The organism is Microbacterium sp. NPDC057407 (genome assembly GCF_042803895.1).
Lineage (GTDB): Bacteria > Actinomycetota > Actinomycetes > Actinomycetales > Microbacteriaceae > Microbacterium.
Genome location: NZ_JBHVCA010000003.1, coordinates 20286 through 40192, shown reverse-complemented (window position 1 = coordinate 40192; position 19907 = coordinate 20286). Strand labels below are relative to the sequence as shown.

Annotated in this window: 15 protein-coding genes; 7 read left to right on the top strand and 8 right to left on the bottom strand. The window is 64.8% G+C overall.

Features of this window, described 5'->3' with window-relative positions:
• Window positions 1-2: 2 nt before the first annotated feature.
• The 7 genes from ACFUTX_RS08970 to ACFUTX_RS08940 form a co-directional block, all read right to left on the bottom strand.
• The gene (locus ACFUTX_RS08970; RefSeq protein WP_378863017.1) at window positions 3-554 is read right to left on the bottom strand and encodes a recombinase family protein; all 552 of its coding nucleotides are present in this window, start codon (window positions 552-554) and stop codon (window positions 3-5) included.
• A complete protein-coding gene (locus ACFUTX_RS08965) occupies window positions 551-1714 on the bottom strand; it encodes a zeta toxin family protein (RefSeq protein ID WP_378863014.1) in 1164 nt (387 codons plus the stop codon). The genes ACFUTX_RS08970 and ACFUTX_RS08965 overlap by 4 nt, the downstream gene beginning before the upstream one ends.
• 914 nt (window positions 1715-2628) lie before the next feature.
• A complete protein-coding gene (locus ACFUTX_RS08960) occupies window positions 2629-3072 on the bottom strand; it encodes a DUF6527 family protein (protein ID WP_378863012.1) in 444 nt (147 codons plus the stop codon).
• A complete protein-coding gene (locus tag ACFUTX_RS08955) occupies window positions 3069-4265 on the bottom strand; it encodes a DUF6791 domain-containing protein (protein WP_378863009.1) in 1197 nt (398 codons plus the stop codon). Before ACFUTX_RS08955 ends, ACFUTX_RS08960 begins: the two co-directional genes overlap by 4 nt.
• The gene (locus tag ACFUTX_RS08950; protein WP_378863006.1) at window positions 4240-4515 is read right to left on the bottom strand and encodes a multiubiquitin domain-containing protein; all 276 of its coding nucleotides are present in this window, start codon (window positions 4513-4515) and stop codon (window positions 4240-4242) included. The genes ACFUTX_RS08955 and ACFUTX_RS08950 overlap by 26 nt, the downstream gene beginning before the upstream one ends.
• Before the next feature lie 106 nt (window positions 4516-4621).
• Window positions 4622-5158: a hypothetical protein gene (locus tag ACFUTX_RS08945; protein WP_378863003.1), complete on the bottom strand. Its 537-nt coding sequence runs from the start codon at window positions 5156-5158 to the stop codon at window positions 4622-4624.
• Between the two features lie 26 nt (window positions 5159-5184).
• Window positions 5185-6357 carry a helix-turn-helix domain-containing protein gene (locus ACFUTX_RS08940; RefSeq protein ID WP_378863000.1) on the bottom strand — a complete coding sequence of 391 codons (1173 nt, stop codon included), beginning with the start codon at window positions 6355-6357 and terminating at the stop codon, window positions 5185-5187.
• Between the two features lie 421 nt (window positions 6358-6778).
• Between ACFUTX_RS08940 and ACFUTX_RS08935 the strand changes: the two genes are divergently transcribed.
• Window positions 6779-9904, top strand: coding sequence for a type ISP restriction/modification enzyme (locus ACFUTX_RS08935; protein WP_378862997.1), 3126 nt, complete (start codon window positions 6779-6781; stop codon window positions 9902-9904).
• Between the two features lie 481 nt (window positions 9905-10385).
• On the opposite strand, the gene ACFUTX_RS08930 is transcribed toward ACFUTX_RS08935, so the two are convergent.
• Window positions 10386-10646 carry an antitoxin VbhA family protein gene (locus ACFUTX_RS08930; protein WP_378862994.1) on the bottom strand — a complete coding sequence of 87 codons (261 nt, stop codon included), beginning with the start codon at window positions 10644-10646 and terminating at the stop codon, window positions 10386-10388.
• 51 nt (window positions 10647-10697) lie between these two features.
• Here ACFUTX_RS08930 and ACFUTX_RS08925 point away from each other — a divergent pair, with 51 nt between their 5' ends.
• The 6 genes from ACFUTX_RS08925 (at window position 10698) to ACFUTX_RS08900 (ending at window position 19520) form a co-directional block, all read left to right on the top strand.
• Complete coding sequence (locus tag ACFUTX_RS08925; RefSeq protein WP_378862991.1) at window positions 10698-11102, top strand: hypothetical protein; 405 nt, start codon at window positions 10698-10700, stop codon at window positions 11100-11102.
• Between the two features lie 8 nt (window positions 11103-11110).
• On the top strand, window positions 11111-11566 hold the full coding sequence (locus ACFUTX_RS08920; protein WP_378862989.1) for a hypothetical protein: 456 nt from the start codon (window positions 11111-11113) through the stop codon (window positions 11564-11566).
• Window positions 11567-12008: 442 nt separating this feature from the next.
• Window positions 12009-12578, top strand: coding sequence for an RNA polymerase sigma factor (locus tag ACFUTX_RS08915; protein ID WP_378862986.1), 570 nt, complete (start codon window positions 12009-12011; stop codon window positions 12576-12578).
• 290 nt (window positions 12579-12868) lie between these two features.
• Window positions 12869-13450, top strand: a complete 582-nt coding sequence (locus ACFUTX_RS08910; protein ID WP_378862983.1) for a hypothetical protein — start codon at window positions 12869-12871, stop codon at window positions 13448-13450.
• 450 nt (window positions 13451-13900) lie between these two features.
• Window positions 13901-15787: a recombinase family protein gene (locus ACFUTX_RS08905; RefSeq protein WP_378862980.1), complete on the top strand. Its 1887-nt coding sequence runs from the start codon at window positions 13901-13903 to the stop codon at window positions 15785-15787.
• A 976-nt stretch (window positions 15788-16763) separates the two neighbouring features.
• Window positions 16764-19520, top strand: coding sequence for an AAA family ATPase (locus ACFUTX_RS08900; RefSeq protein ID WP_378862977.1), 2757 nt, complete (start codon window positions 16764-16766; stop codon window positions 19518-19520).
• Window positions 19521-19907: the final 387 nt, after the last annotated feature.

The window sequence follows — 19907 nt, the reverse complement described above, 5'->3', positions numbered from 1 at the left end:
CATTACGCTGGCACAGCGAGGGCGCGCTGCACGGCGCTCGGGCTGACGCCAATGACGCGAGCTATGTGTGCGATTGAACGGTGCTGGCGGCGCAACTCCTCCGCGATGGCGACGCGATCGGGAGTCATCACCGAGGGTCGGCCGGGCCGCCGGCCGGCAGCTTCGGCGTGCAGCATCCCCTGACGTGTTCTCACGCTCGCCAGCCTCCGGCGGAGACCCTCCAATGCGGCAAACACTTGCGCGGGATCGGCCGGGCCAGCATCGGTGGACAGGGCGGGCTCGGCGAGCGAACGAAATCCGATGCCGCGACGACCCAACTCAGCGATGGTCTGAACGACTCGCGGAAGTGAGGATCCGAGCCGCGCCGCGCTGAACACCAGCAGGGTGTCACCCGGCTCGAGCGAGCGCAGCGCGCTCCCGTCATCCAAGGGTGCCTCAAAGACACCAGCGTCGGTCAGAGTTGCCGTAGCACCCGCCTCGGCGAGGTGCTCGATATCGGCAGTGAGGTCTTCACCCGGCCACCAAGGTCGCGAGTATCCGACCAAGCGGCTCATCGCGACGGCCCGTCAGTGTGTGGGGGCTGGGGCGCGGGAACATTTGCAGGTGACTCTTGCGCCAGCCCGCCCGCAATGGGCTGACGGAGTACGACGAGTTCGCTCGCAAGACGACTCTCCAGGTTGTGTGTCACGACCGAGCCATTCGGAACTCGAAGCCTCGGCACGACCTCCCGGATCGCTGCCTCATAGAGAGCGAGGAGATGCGGCGCCAGCTCCGGCAAAGGCGACGAGGGCTGACGGGCGTACGCGGTCACCCGCTTCAGCTCGCTCAACCACTGCACCGATTGAAGGGTGGACATCGGGGTGCGGCTCGCTCCATTGAACGCCCGGACCGCGGAAGGTCCGTCCACCTGATCGGCGGAAACGCCGCCGTCTCGGTCGAACACGGTCAGTCGGGCACCCGCTGCCCCTGCCTTGGCCAGCAGTGCGCGCGCTTCTTCCAGATCGCGATCGTGCTGCTCGACGGGGGACAGTTCTGACGGGCGCCTCCCGCGATGGCTCGACGCGTACGCCGACGCCGCGGCCAAGAGGCTTTCCGCACGCGCTGAAGCGACGACCGCGACGTGCGTGCGGTATCCAGCCTGTCGGAATGTCGTCAGGATGCCTTCGGCCGCAGCCGCAGGGATCGGCCCGTCCAGGAGGAGCGAGGATCGGTGCTCCCGAGCATGCCGCATGCAAGCGATCAGCCAAGAAGCTGAGGTCGCGGCGATCTGATCGGGGTCGGCGTCGACCTTCTCCGCGCGCGGAACGAACGAGCGAAGCAGGCTGGCCGAGATCACCGCCATCCCGCCCGCATCCTCACGGACGAGGTGGCTGATCGCGCGAGAACGCCCGGACCCCGGCTGGCCCGTGAGGAGCACGAGACGGGGTGAATCCGTGGGTCGCGCATCAACGAAGACCGCGGGCAAGATCCGCTGGTCGAGGATTAGCTGAGGATCGTCGCTAGTGCTCGCGGTGTCCGCCAGTGTGTCAGGCGCCGCATCGAGGGAGTCAACGGCGGAGCGGTCGAATCCGTCCGTCTGGAGGACGCGCAAGCGGTGGGCCACCGCACGACTCGAACCGAAACCTGCGGCGAGACCATCGTCCGCGGTATCGAGGGCGACGTCGTACGCGACGGCATCACTCACTCGCCAGGCCGATGAATCGGGTCGCATCATGCCTCCTGTCCCAAGTCTATCCGCCACCCGAAAAGGGCTCATCTGCACAGTCCGATTCACCACGCCGCGGGCTCGCGGCGGACCTCAGGGAGCACGGTCATCGCTATGGCGGGTCGTGAGTCACGCCAGCCGAGCTGTGCGCGCGGATGCTTTCTCCGACGGCGAGAGGATAGCGAGGCGTGGACGACTTCGTTCCTCTCGCTCGCTATTTGCAGACTCCGCTCTCCGCTGCGCTTCGAGCTCCGCTTAGCAACCGCTCCCTCGGGCACTCCGTCGTCCGCTCCCCGCTTGTATGGCCAATTGTCGGAGCAAGAGCGGAGTGCGAGGCCGCGTCATGGCGGATCCCCAAACGGGCAGTGTCCGGAAGAGGCACCCACTCGCGCGACTCGTGACCAGCGTGGCGAAATGAGAACCGCCTATCAAGCAGCGAGCAACCAGCGCGATCACCGACGCCTCGGGCATGGATGGCCCCGAGGGTCGTCGCTTCGATCGCGTAGGCCAGAGGCTGGGCTAGGAACGGCTGACGTCGTTTGCGGATCGTTCCGTGGAGAAAGCGAAGCGATGGCTTTCGCGAAGATCGGGTTGAGCACGACCACGCTAGAAAGCGTCCGAACCAGCCGGCGGCCGCGTCTTTCTAGGCGGCGTTGGGATGGGGTAGACGCGCACCTGGGAGCACGTCCAGCTACCACGGCGAACCCGTCAACCACCGTCTCAGCGGCGCCACCCACCAGGACATCAGGAGCACGTATGCGACTCGACCAATTCCCACAACGAGCGTACGGACCACCCGGAGGACAATCGCGAGCGCCGCAATGGCGATCGTCGCGCCCACAGCGGCAGCGGCTTGTGTCAGTACCTGGGTGCCGTTGTCCGCCCACCACTCGAGGATCGCGCTCACCGTGCTGTTTGTCTCTCTACTCGTTCCCGCCGCGCTGTTGAGGCTGGGTCGGACGGTCCGACGGCTCCGTTCGTGCTGCAATGCGCAGGCTGCCGAGCAGGCGCCGCCACCAGCTGCGTCGCCTTGGACGCCTTGCTTCAAGTTCACGAAGGTCCTCGGCCTGATTGCTCCGGATCTCGTCGGGGGTGAAGCGGCGGGACCAGCGGATCTGGCCGTGGTCGATGATGTAATGCGATTTGCACGGCAGCGCCCAGTTACCGATAGACGGCCACAGCGAAACTGATCCGTCGAACGTCAGAACCCATTGCGCTCGTGAAAGCGGCGTGATGACCTCTCGTCCGCATCCGCACGCGCAACTGTGCGCCGCCGTGGCAAATTGGGGCGAGACGTAAAGGATGCCGGGCTCCAAGCTCGATGGAAACGACTTCACGAAGCAGGGTTCCACACTCTGGATACTCAAGCTGCTGCCTCGTCTGCGTCGACCGCTGCGTTTCCGATTCCGTTTCGAATCGTGCCGGTGAAGACCTTGTAGATGGTTTCGTTGATTGGCTGGGGGCTGGCGTAGTAGCCGAGGTCCTTTTTCCAGCTGATGACCGCGAGCATTGCGTTGAGGCTGTTCAGATCGGCCACCTGGATGTTGCGGTCATACTCGTTGGCGCCGACGGAGGCGGTGGAGGTTGATTGCTCATCCCCGGCGGGGGAGTGATTCACGACAGTAAGCAGACCAGACAGATGTCCGCCTTCGTCTCTGATCCCCATCCCGACTTCGACGGCGGGGATGCCGCGAGCCCGAAGCCACGAAAGAATCTCCGGCTTCTCATCGGCGTCCGCGGCCGCCATGAAGACGTGGGTGCAGCCGGTGAGTTCCTCGAGGTTGTCAGCCGTCACGTGAGTGGCGTGCGCCGTGATCCCGGTGTGCATATGGGCGTACTGGCGGGCGAAGTACTCGGCCTTGTTCGGTCGCGACTGAAGATCGACGATATCCGCCGCGCCAGGTGATCGGAAGGCGTTGTGGTTGTCGAAGGTGTCCCCATCGAACAGTTCGATCGCGTCAACCCAGGTTTTCGCGACCTGATCGAGGATGTAGCTTCCAGTTCCTCCGAGCCCGATGATGCCGATTCGGAGTCCGCGGAAGACCGCATTCATCGCAGCGAGGCCGGCTCGTGCCGTACCCGTGTCCGGGTAGACGAACGGGAGATCGTCAGGCACCTCACTCCACCCGGCGCCGGGTGTGGCGGTCACCGTTGGATCGAGTGTCTTCGCGGGGTGGCTCAGCACGCGCACGTAGGATGCGACCTTTTCATAAGTGTCGGCGAAGACCTGAGTACCCTTTGGCTTGCTTGAGATCATGAAGTTGGCCACTAGTTCAGGCGTGATCGCGTGCGCCTCTGGGCTCGGCCCTGGGAGCGCGTTGCCGAGCGAATCGCATGGCTGCTCGCCAATGAACCAGATGCGGTGGTCCCCGGACTCATCCTGCACAAGCTCGCCGCTGATCACGACGGGAAGGGCGAGTCGCCCGTAGGCCACGACCATTGCAGGCGTGACGTAGGGGACGTGCTCGACGATCAGATGGTTGCCCTCGAATGTGAGGCAGTAGTCTTCCGCGAGTAGCCGCGAGGTCGAGGGATCAGCTGCGAACGGTGACGTAGACATCGAAGACCATGTCCTTCTTGACGTTGACCTCCTCGCCCGGCTGAAGAGAGCCGGCGCCGCCACCGTTGTGACCACGCGCGTACTCGATCCGCACGACGTCGCCATCGTTGAGCGGCTCATTGGGGAAGGCGAGCGCGTACACCTGCTCGTACGAGATCTGCTTCTCCGACCACTCGAACTCGCGAGTGTTCACGTAGATCGTGGTCGCCGGCTTCCCGCGGCCGTTGCTGAAAACCTCAGCTTCGCTCATCACATCTCCTTGCACTGCTAGGACGACGGCGCACTCGGTGCCGTTGATCGCCATCACGTTGATTGCGATAATCGCAACCGTACCAGCGTTATTGCGATAATCGCAACTACGTCTCGAGATCGCCCTGCCTTGTGGGAACTCGACGGAGACAACGGCCGGCCGCATCCATGCGGATCGCGAGCTCGACGCCGTCCCGACTTGAGATGCTGTGGCGACCCACAAGGCCGGCGAGCACGTCGAACGTGTCGGCGACCCGTACTCCGAGCCTTGAAAAGACCCGGAACGCATCATGGTCGTCTGACAGGAATACGGACCCACGCAGGTCGTCACGATTGGTGAGCGCGATGAACGTCTCGGACTCGCCGAGATGCTGCGTTGGCCGGTCCCTGATGCCACCCATGTTGAGCCGCCGAAACCGGTCTACCCGCTCAGGCTCGTCGCCCCGGTTCAGCACGACGGCATCGCCGAACCAGTTATCGCGCCAGATCGCCTCAAGAGCGCGATGGATACCCGCCGACTTTTTGAGTTCGGCCTCGATGCTCTGCACCCAACGGCCGCGGTCCCCGACGTACTCGCGCAACAACGCCATCTCGTCTACCGCTGCGAAGTTGCAGAGGACTGTCGTGTCGGGGAACTGAAACATCCGAGGGCGACGGCTACGCAGCTCCCCTACGGGGCAAAAGCAAGTTCTGTGTCTGCGTCGATCGGACCGGAAGTACCATCTTCGAGGTCATCGCTCGGCAAAGAGTCGTTGAGCAGTTCGCGCCAGCTCGACTCCGGTTGACCGGTGAGGTTGACCAGGTGCGCCGACGAAATGATTCCTTCCCTATAGGCAGCGAGGAACTCCGTAACCATCTTTGCCGGGGCTAGGGGGACCTGCGCTCCGGCAATCTCATGGATCTCGATAGCCGCGGCACCGTCAATTGCCGCGATCGAGTCACGCGTTCGGAAATGGCGCAGTTGATTGAACGTCGCCTCGTCGATGAACGAAAGGGACTTCAAGCGCACCGCCAGAGAGCTCGGCGAGACACGGAATCGGACCACAAGCTCGTGAAAGACCGGGTGGTCAATCACGCGCCCCGCGAGCTCCTCGTTGAGCAGCGTCTCGGGCATCAGGAACGCCGCCGCGAAGGCATTGGCACGCTTCTCCTTGTAGTCAGCCGTTCCGCCGGGGTTCAGCGACTCCGCGATGACTTCATGCGCGTCGCCCCAAACGATGTGCCCCAGCTCGTGCGCGATCGTAAATCGCCTACGGGTCCAGTTCTCGGTCGTCAGAAGGAGGACGAGTCGCACTGAATCATCTTGGAAGGCCAGCCCGTCGAAGCCCACCGGCATCTCACTGGCATTTGCGACATCCACGCCAAAGCTGGTCTCAATCGCCTCGACCAGTTCCGCCGTAGGACCAAGCAAGACGGTCGCGTCGATCCGTCCGAGCGCCCACTCTGCGGCCTTACGCCCCTCCTCCACAAACCTTCCGGACGTGGGCAGGGTTGGCAGCGGTGGAAGAGGGCTCCTGCGGTCAAGTTCGAGAAGCACATCGGAGGCGTCAACATATCGCTCGGCAAGCGCCCGCGCCTCTGACTCGTAATCCAGAAGCCCGAGCCCAACCGTGCGGGCGGCAAGGCCAAGGCGATGGCGCTGAACGCCAGTCGAAAGCCAGTCGACCGACACATTGCCGGCCTCAGCAATGACGGCAAGCTCATATGCCGAGAACTTCCGCTTGCCGTTCAACGACTTTGATAGCTGGTCAACGGGCATGCCAATCGTGACGGCAAACGTCTTGTCGGACACGCCGAGATTGGTGATGATTGCGCGGACCCGATCTGCGATTGCGGTATCCATACAGCTGAACGATACCCCACGATGCGAAAATCGCAACGGGAATCCGCCGTGAGCTCAGCGTGTCGCGACTGCCGGGTAGGGGAAGCGTGCCACGCGTGCACTCACCGGGCTTGTCCTACGGTCGGAGCTGGAGGTTCCCTGGCGCGGGGCCGATGCTGGAGTTATCGTGCGCGGCGCCGATTCCCCGGAACCCCGTGCGCCCCCTAGTGCATGTCGCCGACACTCGTCGTAGCCCACCCATAGAGTTGGCGCTGTGAGCGCGCCAAGTATCTGGACAGCCGCCGTCTCCACCTTCGGGGCTACGGCTGCAGCGAAGCTGTCGGGGACTGGCCAGCGTGAAGCGGCAATTCGCGCACCCCTCGACGTGCTGATATCGACCATCGGCAAGGCCCTAGGCCGACCTGCAGTCCTGCACGACGAGGTGAGCGACTTCGATCGCCGCGTTAGGCCCGACTTCGGCGTCAGCATCGACGGTGTCGTGATGGGATACGTCGAAGTGAAGGCCCCCGGCGTGGGCATCGATCCGATCAAGATGACCGGTCACGACCTCAAGCAGTGGGAACGACAGCGTGACCTCCCGAACCTCATCTACACGAACGGGACCGAATGGCGGCACTATCTGGACGGAGAGCTCGTCGCCGAGGCGACGCTGACCGATCAGCCGCTACAGGAGGTTGGAGGAGCGCTCACTTCCACTCCCGCCTTCGAGACGCTGCTCGGCGCGTTCCTGGGCTGGAAGGTCGCGGACATCACCTCGATCACAGCACTAGTGAGCGCGATCGCGCCCCGCACGCGTCTGCTGCGCGGAGAGGTCCTCGATCAGCTCGAGGGCGAGCGCCGCAAGGTACGTCAGGGCGAGCCGGAGGGCGAGCAGCCGTTCATCGGCCTCTCGAAGGACTGGCGACGCCTGCTTTTCCCCTTGGCGACCGACGAGACTTTCGCGGACGGGTACGCCCAGTCTGTGACCTTTGCGCTCCTGCTAGCGCGCACGAGCGGCATCGACCTCGTTCACCGGAGCCTGCACGAGGTGGGTGCCGAGCTTGGCGTGGAGCATTCCTTGATGGGTCGCGCGCTGCAGCTGCTCACCAATGACGTCGCAAGCGACTTCCGGGTCTCGCTCGACCTTCTGGTGACCTCCATCAGCGCAGTGCGGTGGGACCGGATCCGGCGCACAAGCCGCGATGTCTACCTCTACCTCTACGAGGAGTTCCTCGCTCGCTACGACGACCAGCTGAGGCAAGACTCGGGCACCTATTACACACCGGTCGCGCTCGTCGAAGAGATGGTGCGGTTCACGGACGACGTGCTCCGAGAGTCCCTCGGTATCCCCGAGGGCTTCGCGTCGCCCGACGTTTTCACCGTCGATCCAGCGATGGGCACCGGCACCTTCCTGCAGTCGGTCATCGAGAGAGTGCGCAACCGTGTCACCGAGACTGCAGGCGCGGGAGCGGCGTCCGGTGCGCTCACCGAACTTGCCACCAGGTTCGCCGGTTTCGAGCTTCAGATGGGACCGTTCGCCGTGGCCGAGATGCGTGTCACCGAGCTCCTCGCGGAGGGGGGTGCAAGCATCCCTAAGGGCGGCCTTCAGCTCTACGTCACAGACACTCTCGACGACCCCTACGCCGACCTGACCCACATCGCATCGGGCCTGCAGACGATCGCGAAGTCCCGCGAGAAGGCTAACGAGCTCAAGCGCTCCCGCAAGGTGAACGTCGTGATCGGCAACCCTCCGTACCGTGAACTCGCCGCCGGCGCCGGCGCATGGGTGGAGACCGGGCACGCCGACGGCAATGGCGCACCCCCGATCTTCGCGCGCTTCCTCGACGGGGTGCCCGGCAAGCTCGCGGCCAAACTGAAGAATCTATACGTCTTCTTCTGGCGCTGGGCCACGTGGAAGGTTTGGGAGTCGACACCTGCCAATGACACCGGAGTGGTGTGCTTCATCACGACTTCTGGATACCTCCGCGGCTCGGCCTTCACAGCCATGCGCCGATACCTGCGAGAGACGGCATCCGACGGATGGATCATCGATCTGACTCCCGAGGGGCAGACGCCGGATGTTCCCACTCGTGTGTTCCCCGGGGTTCGCCAAACCCTCGCGATCGGCATCTTCGTGCGCCGCCCGGACACGTCAACTGACACCCCGGCGAACATCCGGTACACGGCGGTGCGGGGAACGCGAGCGGAGAAGTTCGCGGCCCTCGCTGAGCTGGGGGCCGACAGCGCGCGGTGGGAGGCGGCCCGCGTGGGGTGGACCGACCCGCTGACGGCTGCCGCGGCATCCGACTGGGACGAGTGGCCCTCGCTTGCTCACCTCTTCCCTTGGTACTCACCAGGCGTGTTCCCGACGCGCGCATGGGTCTACGATCCCTCCCCCGAGGTCCTGCAGCAGCGCTGGGCTCGGCTCCTCGCTGAGCAGAACTCCGAGAAGCGGGCAGCGCTCATGAAAGACAACATCGGCGCTGCAGCTACCCAGTTCAAAGATCTTCCCGGGTACGAACACGCAGCGCGGCTTCCCAGCATCTCGTCGCTCTTGCCTGGCACTGCAATGGAGCCAGCCGTCCGCGTCGGCTTCCGTACATTGGACCGCCAGTGGCTTATCGCGGATCCACGGCTAATCCACCGAGCTCGAGAAGGCCTCTGGGCGGCGGCCTCCGTCCCTGGTCAGGTCTACGTGGTCGAGCAACACAGCGAAACCCTCCGCCAAGGCTCAGCGCTCGTCTTCAGTGCGCTGATGCCAGACTTCCACCACTTCAATAACCGAGGCGGCCGCACTCTGCCGTTCATGCACCCGGACGGAACAGCCAATCTCGCCTTCGGTCTGACGGGAGCACTGAGTCAGATCCTCGGGCTCGAGGTGTCAGCCCAAGACGTGCTCGCCTATGTCGCCGGGATCAGTTCTCACCCGTCCTTCCGGGATACATTCGAGGACGAACTCGACACCCCGGGTGTGCGAATCCCGATCACCTCGGATCCAATGCTGTGGGCGAGGGCGGTCGAACTCGGCCGGCAAGTCATCTGGGTGCAGACCTACGGCGAGCATTCTGCGCCGGGCATTTCCGGTTCGGACATCTCATATGCGATCGGAGATCCGCGTCGCGTACTGAACCACATCGCGATCGCGGAGATGCCGGACGGAGTGACGTTCGACGCCACCGAGCAGCACATCCAGCTCGGCGGGGGACGCTTCGGCCCTGTGACGCAGAAGATGTTCGACTACGAAGTCGGCGGCCGCAATGTGCTGAAGTCCTGGGTCGGGTACCGCTCCAAGGAGGCCGCCGGAAAGCGCACCAGCCCTCTCGATGACATCCAGTCGACGAAGTGGGAGCACGCGTGGACGGTCGAACTAATCGAGCTTCTCACTGCCCTGCGCAGGCTGACCGAGGTCGAGGATGCGCAATCTGTACTTCTGGCTGAGGTGATGGCGGCCTCTGCGCCGCTGTCCATGAGTCAGCTGACGGCCGCTGGCGCAAGCTTCCCCGTGGCCGATGCAGACCGCAGGCCGAGGTACCCAGCGGCTGATGGAGTACTCGACGGGATCCTCTGACCGTCGAGCACCATAGAAGGCGCCGAGAGGACTGCAGGACGGATCCGGGACGCGTGATGAAGCTTGAGATCACTTCCACGACAGCATCTGGCGGAGTCGACGGGTGGTGCGGAAACGCGCCGTCTGCTCGAAGTGCCAATCGGCGACGAATTCTGGTCTGAACGCGAAAGCCCGCTAGGCCGGGTTGCGTGCGAGCGGGCGGCGTCAGCCGTGATTCCCGAACGAGCTCTGGTGCAGGATCGACTGGGAACGCGAATGCGCTTGTCCCGGTGCCGCGCCCCGTGAACGGGCGACCTGCGCTTCGTGGCGGGCGCGTCCTTCCTCGAGGGTTAGCGGCCTGCCGAACAGGGCGTGGCGAACGCGGGTCCACAGTGACGGCTTCGCGGTCATGACGGCCTCCTTTGCGTCATCCTGACACACCGTCCCGCGGGCCGCCATGCTCCGCTCGGCCTCAGCCGACACGAGCGGTGAGCGAGCGCGCTCATGGCGATGTCATACGTGGTGCGACGGCGTACTCGGACTGCAGTTGGGCGATGAGCTGAGCGGGCGTCATGTCGCCGGCGATCAGCGCCTCAGCGTCGCGGATGTCACGCTCGTCGAAGACGTGACCCTCGAGCGGCCAGGACGCGAGAGTGTCCTCGGCGAGGCCGCGGGTGATCGCGGTGCGCTTCGTCGCATTCCGCTGTACATCCTCGGGCTTTGAGAAAGCTCGCCCGGGGATGCAGAGTCCATGAGTGCGCACTCGGTTCAGCTGGCTGTTGCGAGATGTTGCGTGTCCCCCGAGACTTCGTCCATGGGAGTCGGCGATCGCCTCGTGAAGTCGGTCGTCGTCGCGGCGGCGGTCGTTGTTGCGACCTCCGCATGCACGAGCGGGTTAGCGTGCACCGAGATCGGGTACTCGAATGTGCTTGGGGTGACTGTCACCGGCGAGCTGGCCGCCGACGTCACCGCTCTTCGACTCTGCAGCGATGCGGGGTGCGTCGACGGAACCCGCACTGCCGACCCGGATGAGTGGTGGTTTGACCTCGGGCTCGAGGCGCCGCCGGAGCCGGAAGTCACCGCGTTCGACGCGGAAGGGACGGAACTCTCATCCGCACCCGTCACGGTCAACTGGCAGATCACGACCCGACCCAACGGGCCAGGGTGCGACAACATGTCCACCGCCTCGCCCGTTACATTCGAGGTGTCGGGATCGTGAGGCAGCCGATGAGATCACTCGCGTTAGGGATCGTGCTGCTCTGCGCAGCGCTGGCACTGACCGGGTGCGTCAGCGTGCAGGCGTGTCCGAGCTGGGCAGCGTACGACTCGCCGGCTCAGGCAGCGAAGAGCGCCGACGCTGTCGTCACCGGACGCGTTGTCGAGAAGGTGTCGACGGCCACCATCAACGGGGCAAGTGCGAACGTGTGGAGCGTCGACGTCAGCGACTGGCGCAAGGGCAGCGGTCCGCAGCGGATCAACGTTCTCTCAACGCCGCAGGCATGTGGCGGCGACGCGGATCCGTATCTCGGCGACGGTGATCCCCTCGAGGCTGCCACTGGACATAGCGGCTCAGGGCTCTTTCTCGTCGAGAACGAGAGCGGCTGGAGCACGTTAAGCCCGGTTCAGGGCATCACAGAGCTGACCCCAGTCGGGCAGATTCCGCCCGAGTGGCCAAAGCCCTGATTTGCGCCGAGCTTTCACTGTACGTGGTTTCGGGAGGCACCCGCTGCCGAGTACGACTTGCAAATGATGCCCACTGGTGAAGTCACGTTGTGGCCATTGGGTCATCGGTGTGAGTACGAGACATCCGACGGCGAGATCCTGATAGTTCCGGAGAACGACTGGAGCACCACCGCCTGGGTGTATGGCGGACTGCTGGTCTGCGCAGCTGGTGGGGCCCTGCTACTGACCAGCACTCGATCCCGCCGCTAGACAGCGGTCACCACACGCGCCACGCGTAGCGAGTGGTGGTGAGTCGCATCTGCGAGGCGAGCCCTCGCGCGCTCGCTCAGCGTGCGACTTATGAATTTGATTGTCCGGCCCAGGTTGTCGCCTACCTTGCCCGGGCCCGGTGCGTCCCGGCACTTCTTCGTTACCTTCCGGTGGGGGTCGGACATGATGAAGTGTGACTGAAGAGTCCGATGACGCGATATGGCGCAGGGTGGTCTCAGGTGAGGACCGCGCCTACGCCGAGATCTGGGATCGGCATCGCGACCGCGTCTTCCGGCATCTGGCTTCGCGGGTGATTTCGTCTGCCGACGCCGAAGACCTCACTGCTGTGGTGTTCCTGGAGCTGTGGCGGCGGCGTGCCATGGTCCGGTTCGTGGACGGCTCGCTCCTGCCGTGGCTTATCGTGACCGCGCAAAATGTCGCCCGGAACGCGGGGCGTGCGCAGCGTCGTTACCGGAGACTGTTGGCGCTGCTGCCACCGCCCCCGGCCGTGCCCGATCATGCTGAGCGGTATGCCGACCAGAACGATGAGCGGACAGCCAAGTTGCGGGCGGGGCTAGCCGATGCGAAGCCGGCCGACGCGCAACTTCTTGCGTTGACGGTCATCGAAGGCTTCACGGTCAGTCAAGCCGCAACCGCTCTTGGGCTGACCGAATCCGCCGCCAAGATGCGTCTGTCACGCCTGCGCGCAGATCTTCGATCGTCACTGGAGACGCGGCCCATCCTCGACGGAGGTTCATCGTGAACAGCTTTACTCCCGGACGATCAGCGGCTATCCGAGCGATCTTGGTCCAGAACGTCGGAGCGAGCAGGTCACGACGGCGACGCGCCGCGTGGGGCACCGGGCTCGTGCTCACCGGCGTCCTCGTGGGCGCCGGAGCTTCTGCGGGTGCATTCGCAGCGACCGGGATACTCGCCCCAATCACTGCTCCCGTGCCGCCCTCTGCGCAGCCGACGCCCGACCTGCCTGACGCCGTTCAAGCTCCCCCAGGCGTGATCCCCGGCGAACCCCTCACGGCCCTGCTCGGTGAGCCGGTGACGATCCCCTTCAGTTCGGCCACGAAGGTGCCGTTGGGAGATCGTCCGGACGGCGCGACGCACGCTCGTGTCACCATCACCGCGCTCACTCCCGGTTCGCTCGTATGGGGCACCGACGCCGGGGGCAACAATCCATCCGGATCCTGGGGCGAAGCCGATGTGGCGGGCGGGCCATCATCGCCCGTCTGGTACGACTTCCAGCTCAATGACTCTGTCGACAAGCTCTACCTGGAGCCCACAGGGCTCGAGGCCATCGCCACCGTCCAGTACATCACCATCACTCCCACCCGCTACGAGGTCAATGCGAATGGGGAGACCTACGGCGCCGGAAACCCTGAGGACGGAGAGCTCGACCTCGTCTTCGTCGGTGGGCTTGCCCCGGACGGCGGCCTCGTCGACGGCTACGCGCGCACTTCCGATCTCACTGACTTCAGCCCGGACCACTCCGGCCAGCCGAAAAATCCAACGCAGGCGGTCGAATGGCAGAGGGAACGTGATGAGAAGTACCCGGACGGATGGACCGTGCCCGTGTACGAATCGGACGGTGTCACCGTCATCGGAGAGTTCCGGGTCGGGTGACCCGCGACGCTATCCAAGCCGCCAGAGCCGCGCGGTCGCCAACCCCACGACCCAGCCCCCAAGCCGGTCCTTTTCCGGGCAGTGCGGGGAAGTCGGCTCTCGGGAGCGATAGGTCGCCGAGGCAACCGGGTCGCCAATCCGGAGCTGATTCGATCCCGGTATCGCGCACACCAAAACCCCCGGAGATCCGGGAGCCTTATGTCGCCGACAAAGTCTCGTGAAATATGCGTGAGATAGCAGTCCGTCAGGCGCGATCCTGAGCGCGGCCACCCAGGCCACGGGCAGTGCCCGTCCGACGGCGAGGGTGGCCGCTGAGGCGTTCGCCAACGCCCTGGCCAGCACTATAGCGACCGTCCGCCGACGTCGGTGTCGGTGTCGGTAGCATCCAGAGAGCGCGCCGACCAGGTGTGCCCTTATGCGACGGTCGGGAGCCACGTACTGTCGTCGGTCATGACACGTTCCGCAACCTCTCCACGGTCACCACGACGCACGGCTGTCCTGTATCTGAGGCTGAGCGATGCTCGCGATGAAGCGAGCACATCGATCGTCCGCCAACGCGCGGATCTCACCGCCGAGGCGAAACGACGCGATCTGGTGATCGTCGGAGAGGAGGTCGATAACGGCTTCAGCGGACGCAAGGACCGCGCGAACGCGAGCGAGGCGTTGCGTATGCTTCGCGACGGTGAGGCCGAAGTGTTGTTGGTGTGGAAGTTTGACCGGTGGAGCCGGCAAGGGATCTCTGCCGTGGCCCGGCTCATCGAGACACTGGATGCGGCACCGAGAACGCAATTTGTGGCACTGCAAGACGGCCTGAACTCCGATCAACCGGCCTGGCGCATCATCGCGAGCGTTCTTGCGGAGGTTGCGCGGATGGAGTCGGAGAACACGCGCTTACGGGTGTCGTCGTTCGTGCGTCACGCGAAAGAGGAAGGGCGGTGGCCGGGTGGGAGGTTGCCGGTGGGCTACCGGTCGGTGCCGCATCCGAGTGGGGCGGGCCGGGTTCTGGAGCCGGACCCTCTCGCCGCGGAGTTGCTCACCGAGGCTGCGCGTCGCCTCGCAGGCGGCGAGTCTCTGTGGGCTGCGGCAAAGATGTTGAACGCGACCAACCTGAAGCCTTCGGCATCCCAGTTCTGGACGGTTCAGACGCTAAAGAACGCCTTCACGGGTACCGCCATCGTGGGTCGCGTCTCTGTGCAGGTTCCGAGCGCCGATACGACAAAGCGGGTGTTCGACGTGCTCCGAGACGAGAATGGCGACCCGAAGCAATTTTGGGAGCCCGTGATCCCGCTTGATTTGTGGCAGGCGGTGCGGACAGTCCTCCGAAGCAAAGTTCCGCTGACGTCAGCACCTGCCGTCGCGCACCCGACCGAAAGGCGTCTGCTCGCGAACCTCCTTACATGTGGGTACTGCGGGCGACCGTTTTACGTGACGAGCTCGTTCGGCACCCCTAGTTACATGTGTTCCAGCCGGAACCGTGGGGTGCCGTGCGTGCCGCAGGACGGAGGCACCGGCGCACCCTCCATACACGCGGTGCGCTTCGAAGCGTGGGTGGCGAAGATGTTCCTCCGAGTCGCGGGTCATGTCTCCCTTGGACGCTCCATCGTCGTCGAGGTTCCCGCCGTCAAGCTCACCGACGCTCGGGCGTCGCTCGCTGCCGTTTCCGCGCGCCTTGGAGTGGCGAACATCGACGAAGAGGAGGCTGAGCGACTGTCTCGTCAGCAGCGCGACCTGCGGCAACGGATTCGCCACCTCGAAGCCAACGCACCCTCAACACGGGTGAAACTGGTCGACGCCGGTGAAACTCTTCGCTCGGCCTGGGAAGAAGCCGAAACCAGCAAGGAGCGACGCCGCCAGTTGCTGAGAAGAGCTATCGATCATATTGCGGTACGAAGGGGCATCCCCGGCGGCCGGCGGTTCGATCCAGCGCGCTTCGACATCGTCTGGCAACCCGATGTCGCGCAGCAACTCGTCCTCGACGACACAGGCCGCGAACCGTTCGAGTTCGTGAACATCCCGGATACTCGCGTGCAGCCAGAGCAGGTGTCTGGCGCATTGCGTGCGGCGCGCGAGAGCGGATTGATGAACCGCTTCGACAGGAGGGTCTGGACCGACTACGTGACTGCCGCTATGCGGGACGCGCCGCTGATGGTGGACATAGATCGACGGCGCAATCTATGCCTCGAGCTGGCAGAGCATAGAGTCAAGCACACGGCTATCGGCGAAATCGTTGGTGCGTCGAAAAGAACAGTCACGCGCGATCTGAAGTGCGCCCGGGAGAGTCGGCAGCCTGGACCGACCGAGCCCCACGTCTCAGTCGAAAGGTGGCCGCTCCACTGAGGCGCCTGAGTCGGAAGGCTGGGGCAACGCACGTAGGGTCGGCGGTCTTCCGCCGTTGTACCTGCGGCCAGGTGGGCCATGAAGAGTCCCGCCGATCCTGTACAAGCTGAGGATCGCTCCCGGCGGCGCCAGCCGTTCCCGCAACCGATTCGTTGTTCGAGAATGGGTCGGTTCGAGACATGAACGCCGAGGCGAAAGTTTCGTTCACGTTACGAAGCAAGCGACAGAACGCCGCGGCGCCGCTACGGTCTGCGGCGAGAACACACCCTCTCTTTCCCGAGGGGATGGTGCGTGTGTCTCCCTCCCTGCGCGGGCGCTCCCACCTCCGCGCAGGGAGGTCACCTGGATCGAGTGTCCACGCCTTCGGGGCGGGCCGCGGATGGCCGCTCCCCAGAAGCAGCCATCCGCGGGTGAAGACCGGTCTTCCTACTCCCCAGCAGATGGCGACCGGTCCGGGCCGATACCGCGGCCCTCATCCGCCCCTCGACATGTCTGAGCCGCTTCCCCGGCGGTTCCACTGTCGTGGTGCAAGATCGATCCTGGCGAAACAAACGCAAGACAACCGCAAGGGCTACTAAACGGTCGACAAAGGTCAACCGACTCGCTTGATGTCGGAGGCTTGGCGCAGGATAGCTCACCGATGCGGACTGTGGAACTGCTCGACTTCGAGCGCCCACGTTGTGCGAGCAGGGTTTCACGGGTCCGCATCGGCTACGTGGGCGCACGCCTACGGCGAAGGGGCGACTCGTGCGCCGGCAGTCTGCGAAGGAGGGCCGGGTTGGCGAGGTTGCATAAGGCCCGACCGCGAACGCGCGCGATAGCGGCGCCACATGCGCGCGCAGCGCGTCCCCATTGAGCTCGCGCTCGCAGACCCCCAGCTAGCCGCGAGAGATGCATTTGTCCAACTTCTGCAATGCACGTAGGCACTTCTTGCGAAGGTGTGTCGCGAGTGAGCAAATGCGGGTAGCCTGGCAGCATGCGCGGCGGGCTGCGGAGATGGAAGCGCGGGGTTGATTCGCGCGGCGTGAGCAACGCGGTCGCATACGCAACGGAGGCAAGCTGCGATGCACACTTTGGCACTCTGCAGGGTGTCGAGGCAGCGCTCGGATACGGCGGGGGCGCCGCCGTCACGCGGTTCGTCGCGACCAGCGATGGGATCCGCACCGACGCGCTGAGTGTCGGCGCACTGCGCCGTTGGATCGCCGGGGAAGATCCCGCATCTGGTGAACCCCGCGGCCGGAAGATGCATTCGCCGAACGCAGACCTGATGCTCGACGGGACCATCAACTTCCCTAAGTCGTACAGCATCGCCGCGATCATCAATCCGGAGATCGCCGCGGAGTTCGAGGCGCTGCAGGACCGGCTTCGCGATCGCATCATCACCATTTGGCAGCGTGAGCTGAACGCCCGACGTGGTGCCGGTGGTTGCATCCGGGAAGATATTGCCAGGCTGGAAGTGGTCGAGCTGCAGCATCGTCGCTCACGTGCCCTGGATCCGCACGTGCATCGACACCTTTGGCTGAACATCAAAGTCCAGGGCGCCGACGGGAAGTGGTCGAACGTCGACTCACGGGTCGCGATGAAGCTGCACACCGTCATCAACGCCGAGGGTGAACTGGCGTCACGGACAGACCCGCGATGGATCGCCGCCCTGGCGGCCCACGGGTACACGCTCAACAGCGCCGGCGAGATCTCGCAACTCATGGAAGCGGTCAGACCGTTCTCCCGACGCTCGAACCAGATCGAGGCCAACCGCCTCTCCCTCATCGCGGCGTGGAAGGAGTCGCATCCAGATGCCGAGCCGGGCGCGGAGGAGTTGCACCACATCGACGAACGGGCGTGGGCGATCGGCCGCCCAAACAAACCGGACCGTCTCGACGAAAACAGCTGGACCGAGCGGGTGCGTGAGGAGCTCGTCGCGATCGACTCGACATTGCTGTGTCGCAGATCTCCCACGTCCGCCCCGGCAGTGCCCGCGGGAAGCGTGGATCGCGCGCGGCTCGCCAGCGTCGCGCTCGTGGACGCCGACGATCGCTCGGTATCCAGCAGCGGAAGACTCAGCCTGTGGGATCTCCGGGCCGGCGCGACCAGGGCGCTTGCGCAAAGCGGTATCGTCGCCGACCGCGCGGTCGTCGAGGAGCTGATCGATGACATCACCGAGCGCGCGCTCGCGCAGACCATCGACCTCATTCCGGACGATGAAGAAAAGCCAGCGCACATCAAAGCGCTCATGGCTGAGCGCACCGTCATGCTCAAGCTCCGCGTCGCCGCACTATTCGCCCACCTCTCCACGCCCGGACGCGTGCCCACTCGCGACACGATTGGGCGGCTCGCGAGCGCCCTCCAGCCAGAAACAGGACTCACCGACGGACAGCTGGAGGCTGTCACTGCTCTGGTGGGCACCGACCGTCTGGTGACCGTGATCGGTCCCGCGGGCGCCGGCAAGACCACCATCTTGAAGATCGCCTCACAGGGCCTTGCCGCTCAGCAACGACGGATGATCGTCGTGGCGCCGACGAAGAAGGCGGCCACGGTCGCCGAACGCGAGATCGGCGCCACCGCATCCAGCCTTCATGCCCTTCTCCACGATCACGGCTACCGATGGAGACATGACGAGACCGGAGTGCAAGTGTGGAGCCAGCTAGCCTCAGGTGACGTCGACGACGGTGGCTCGATCTACTCCGGCCCGCGACAGTTCCCGCTACAAGATGGGGACCGCGTCATCGTCGACGAGGCCGGCATGGTCGACCTACAGTCGGCCAGCGCACTCGCCGAGCTCGCCCTCCAGACCGGCGCCGGGATCGCGATGGTCGGCGACCCGCACCAAGCCGCACCCGTCGGCCACGCCGGCGCGATGGCACTCATGCACCAACACGCCAACAGAGTCGTCGAACTCACCGACGTTCACCGGTTCGACGACCCGACCTACGCCGACCTCACCCTCCGACTCCGCAACGCCGCAACATACGAGGAAGCCCTCGCGGTGGCGGCCGACCTCGACGCCGGCGGCCACGTCGTCCGAGTCGAGAGCGCCGACGAAGCCCGCGGAACGATGGTCGACGCATGGCTCGCTGCCCAGCACGCAAGGATGCGAACAGCCCTCGTCGTCGGCAGCAACGACGAAGCCGACGCAGTGAACGAAGCCATCCAACAACGACGGGTCGAGGCGGATCAGCTTCTACCGAACCGGGTGGCATTCGGTCAGAACGGTCAACGCCTGCTCGAGGGCGACGTTGTTCAAACTCGGCGCAACCACACTCACGCGGGTGTTCAAAACCGTGCCACGTGGGTCATCGGCCGGATTCGACCCGACCGGATTGAACTCCGGAACGTCAACGATTCCACCGACCGTCGGAGGATCTCGCTGGACTATGTCGCCGACCACGTTCACCTCGCCTATGCCACGACAGTTCACGGCATCCAAGGAGAAACGACAGATGAATGCCTCGTGGGCCCGGACGTGGATGCCGCCGGCCTCTACGTCGGCCTGACGCGAGGACGACAGCACAACCACGCGATCGTCATCGCCGCATCTGCCGACACAGCAAGGGAGGCCATCGCAGACACCCTCGCCCGAGGCGTCCCTGAATCGACCGTCGAAGACTCGCGAGCAGCGGCGCGGACCGATCTTCAGCGCGCGGCACGTACGGCGAGCCCGGCACCGGAGTCCGCAACGCCATCCGAGTTCGTTGGGGGGATCGGTGTTCCGCGCGCCCCGGGTCTCGGCTTGTAACGCCATTGCCGAGGCGATGCTGGCGGCATGACGGGTTGACAGTGACTAGGTCAGCCGGGGTAGCGGCGGCGTGCCCGTTCCTCGCCCGCTCAAAGGATGCCGTTCTTCGTGCCAGCCCGCTTCCTGGCTGCAGACGTCGAACAAGTAGGCGGCGCCGTCTTCGTCGGTGGCTTGAAACCTCCAGCCGTAGAGTGCTGGGCCGTTCGCCGATGAGCGCCGCTGCTCCCACGGGGCAAGGGAGCTGAGGGGCACGGGGGACAACTAGCCGCCCCTGGCGCACTACAGAGATGAGTTGACGGATGGAAAAGCGCAAGCACTGTGACCTCCTCCGACACCTGATGGATGTTGCGGGCCAGCCGAACTCACGGATGAGATTAGGACAATCGC

Coding starts and splice junctions, on each gene's coding strand:
- ACFUTX_RS08970 (WP_378863017.1), bottom strand. CDS start 554: ATGAGCCGCTTGGTCGGATACTCGCGACCTTGGTGGCCGGGTGAAGAC.
- ACFUTX_RS08965 (WP_378863014.1), bottom strand. CDS start 1,714: ATGATGCGACCCGATTCATCGGCCTGGCGAGTGAGTGATGCCGTCGCG.
- ACFUTX_RS08955 (WP_378863009.1), bottom strand. CDS start 4,265: ATGTCTACGTCACCGTTCGCAGCTGATCCCTCGACCTCGCGGCTACTC.
- ACFUTX_RS08950 (WP_378863006.1), bottom strand. CDS start 4,515: ATGAGCGAAGCTGAGGTTTTCAGCAACGGCCGCGGGAAGCCGGCGACC.
- ACFUTX_RS08945 (WP_378863003.1), bottom strand. CDS start 5,158: ATGTTTCAGTTCCCCGACACGACAGTCCTCTGCAACTTCGCAGCGGTA.
- ACFUTX_RS08940 (WP_378863000.1), bottom strand. CDS start 6,357: ATGGATACCGCAATCGCAGATCGGGTCCGCGCAATCATCACCAATCTC.
- ACFUTX_RS08925 (WP_378862991.1), top strand. CDS start 10,698: ATGGGAGTCGGCGATCGCCTCGTGAAGTCGGTCGTCGTCGCGGCGGCG.
- ACFUTX_RS08920 (WP_378862989.1), top strand. CDS start 11,111: ATGAGATCACTCGCGTTAGGGATCGTGCTGCTCTGCGCAGCGCTGGCA.
- ACFUTX_RS08905 (WP_378862980.1), top strand. CDS start 13,901: ATGACACGTTCCGCAACCTCTCCACGGTCACCACGACGCACGGCTGTC.
- ACFUTX_RS08900 (WP_378862977.1), top strand. CDS start 16,764: ATGCGCGGCGGGCTGCGGAGATGGAAGCGCGGGGTTGATTCGCGCGGC.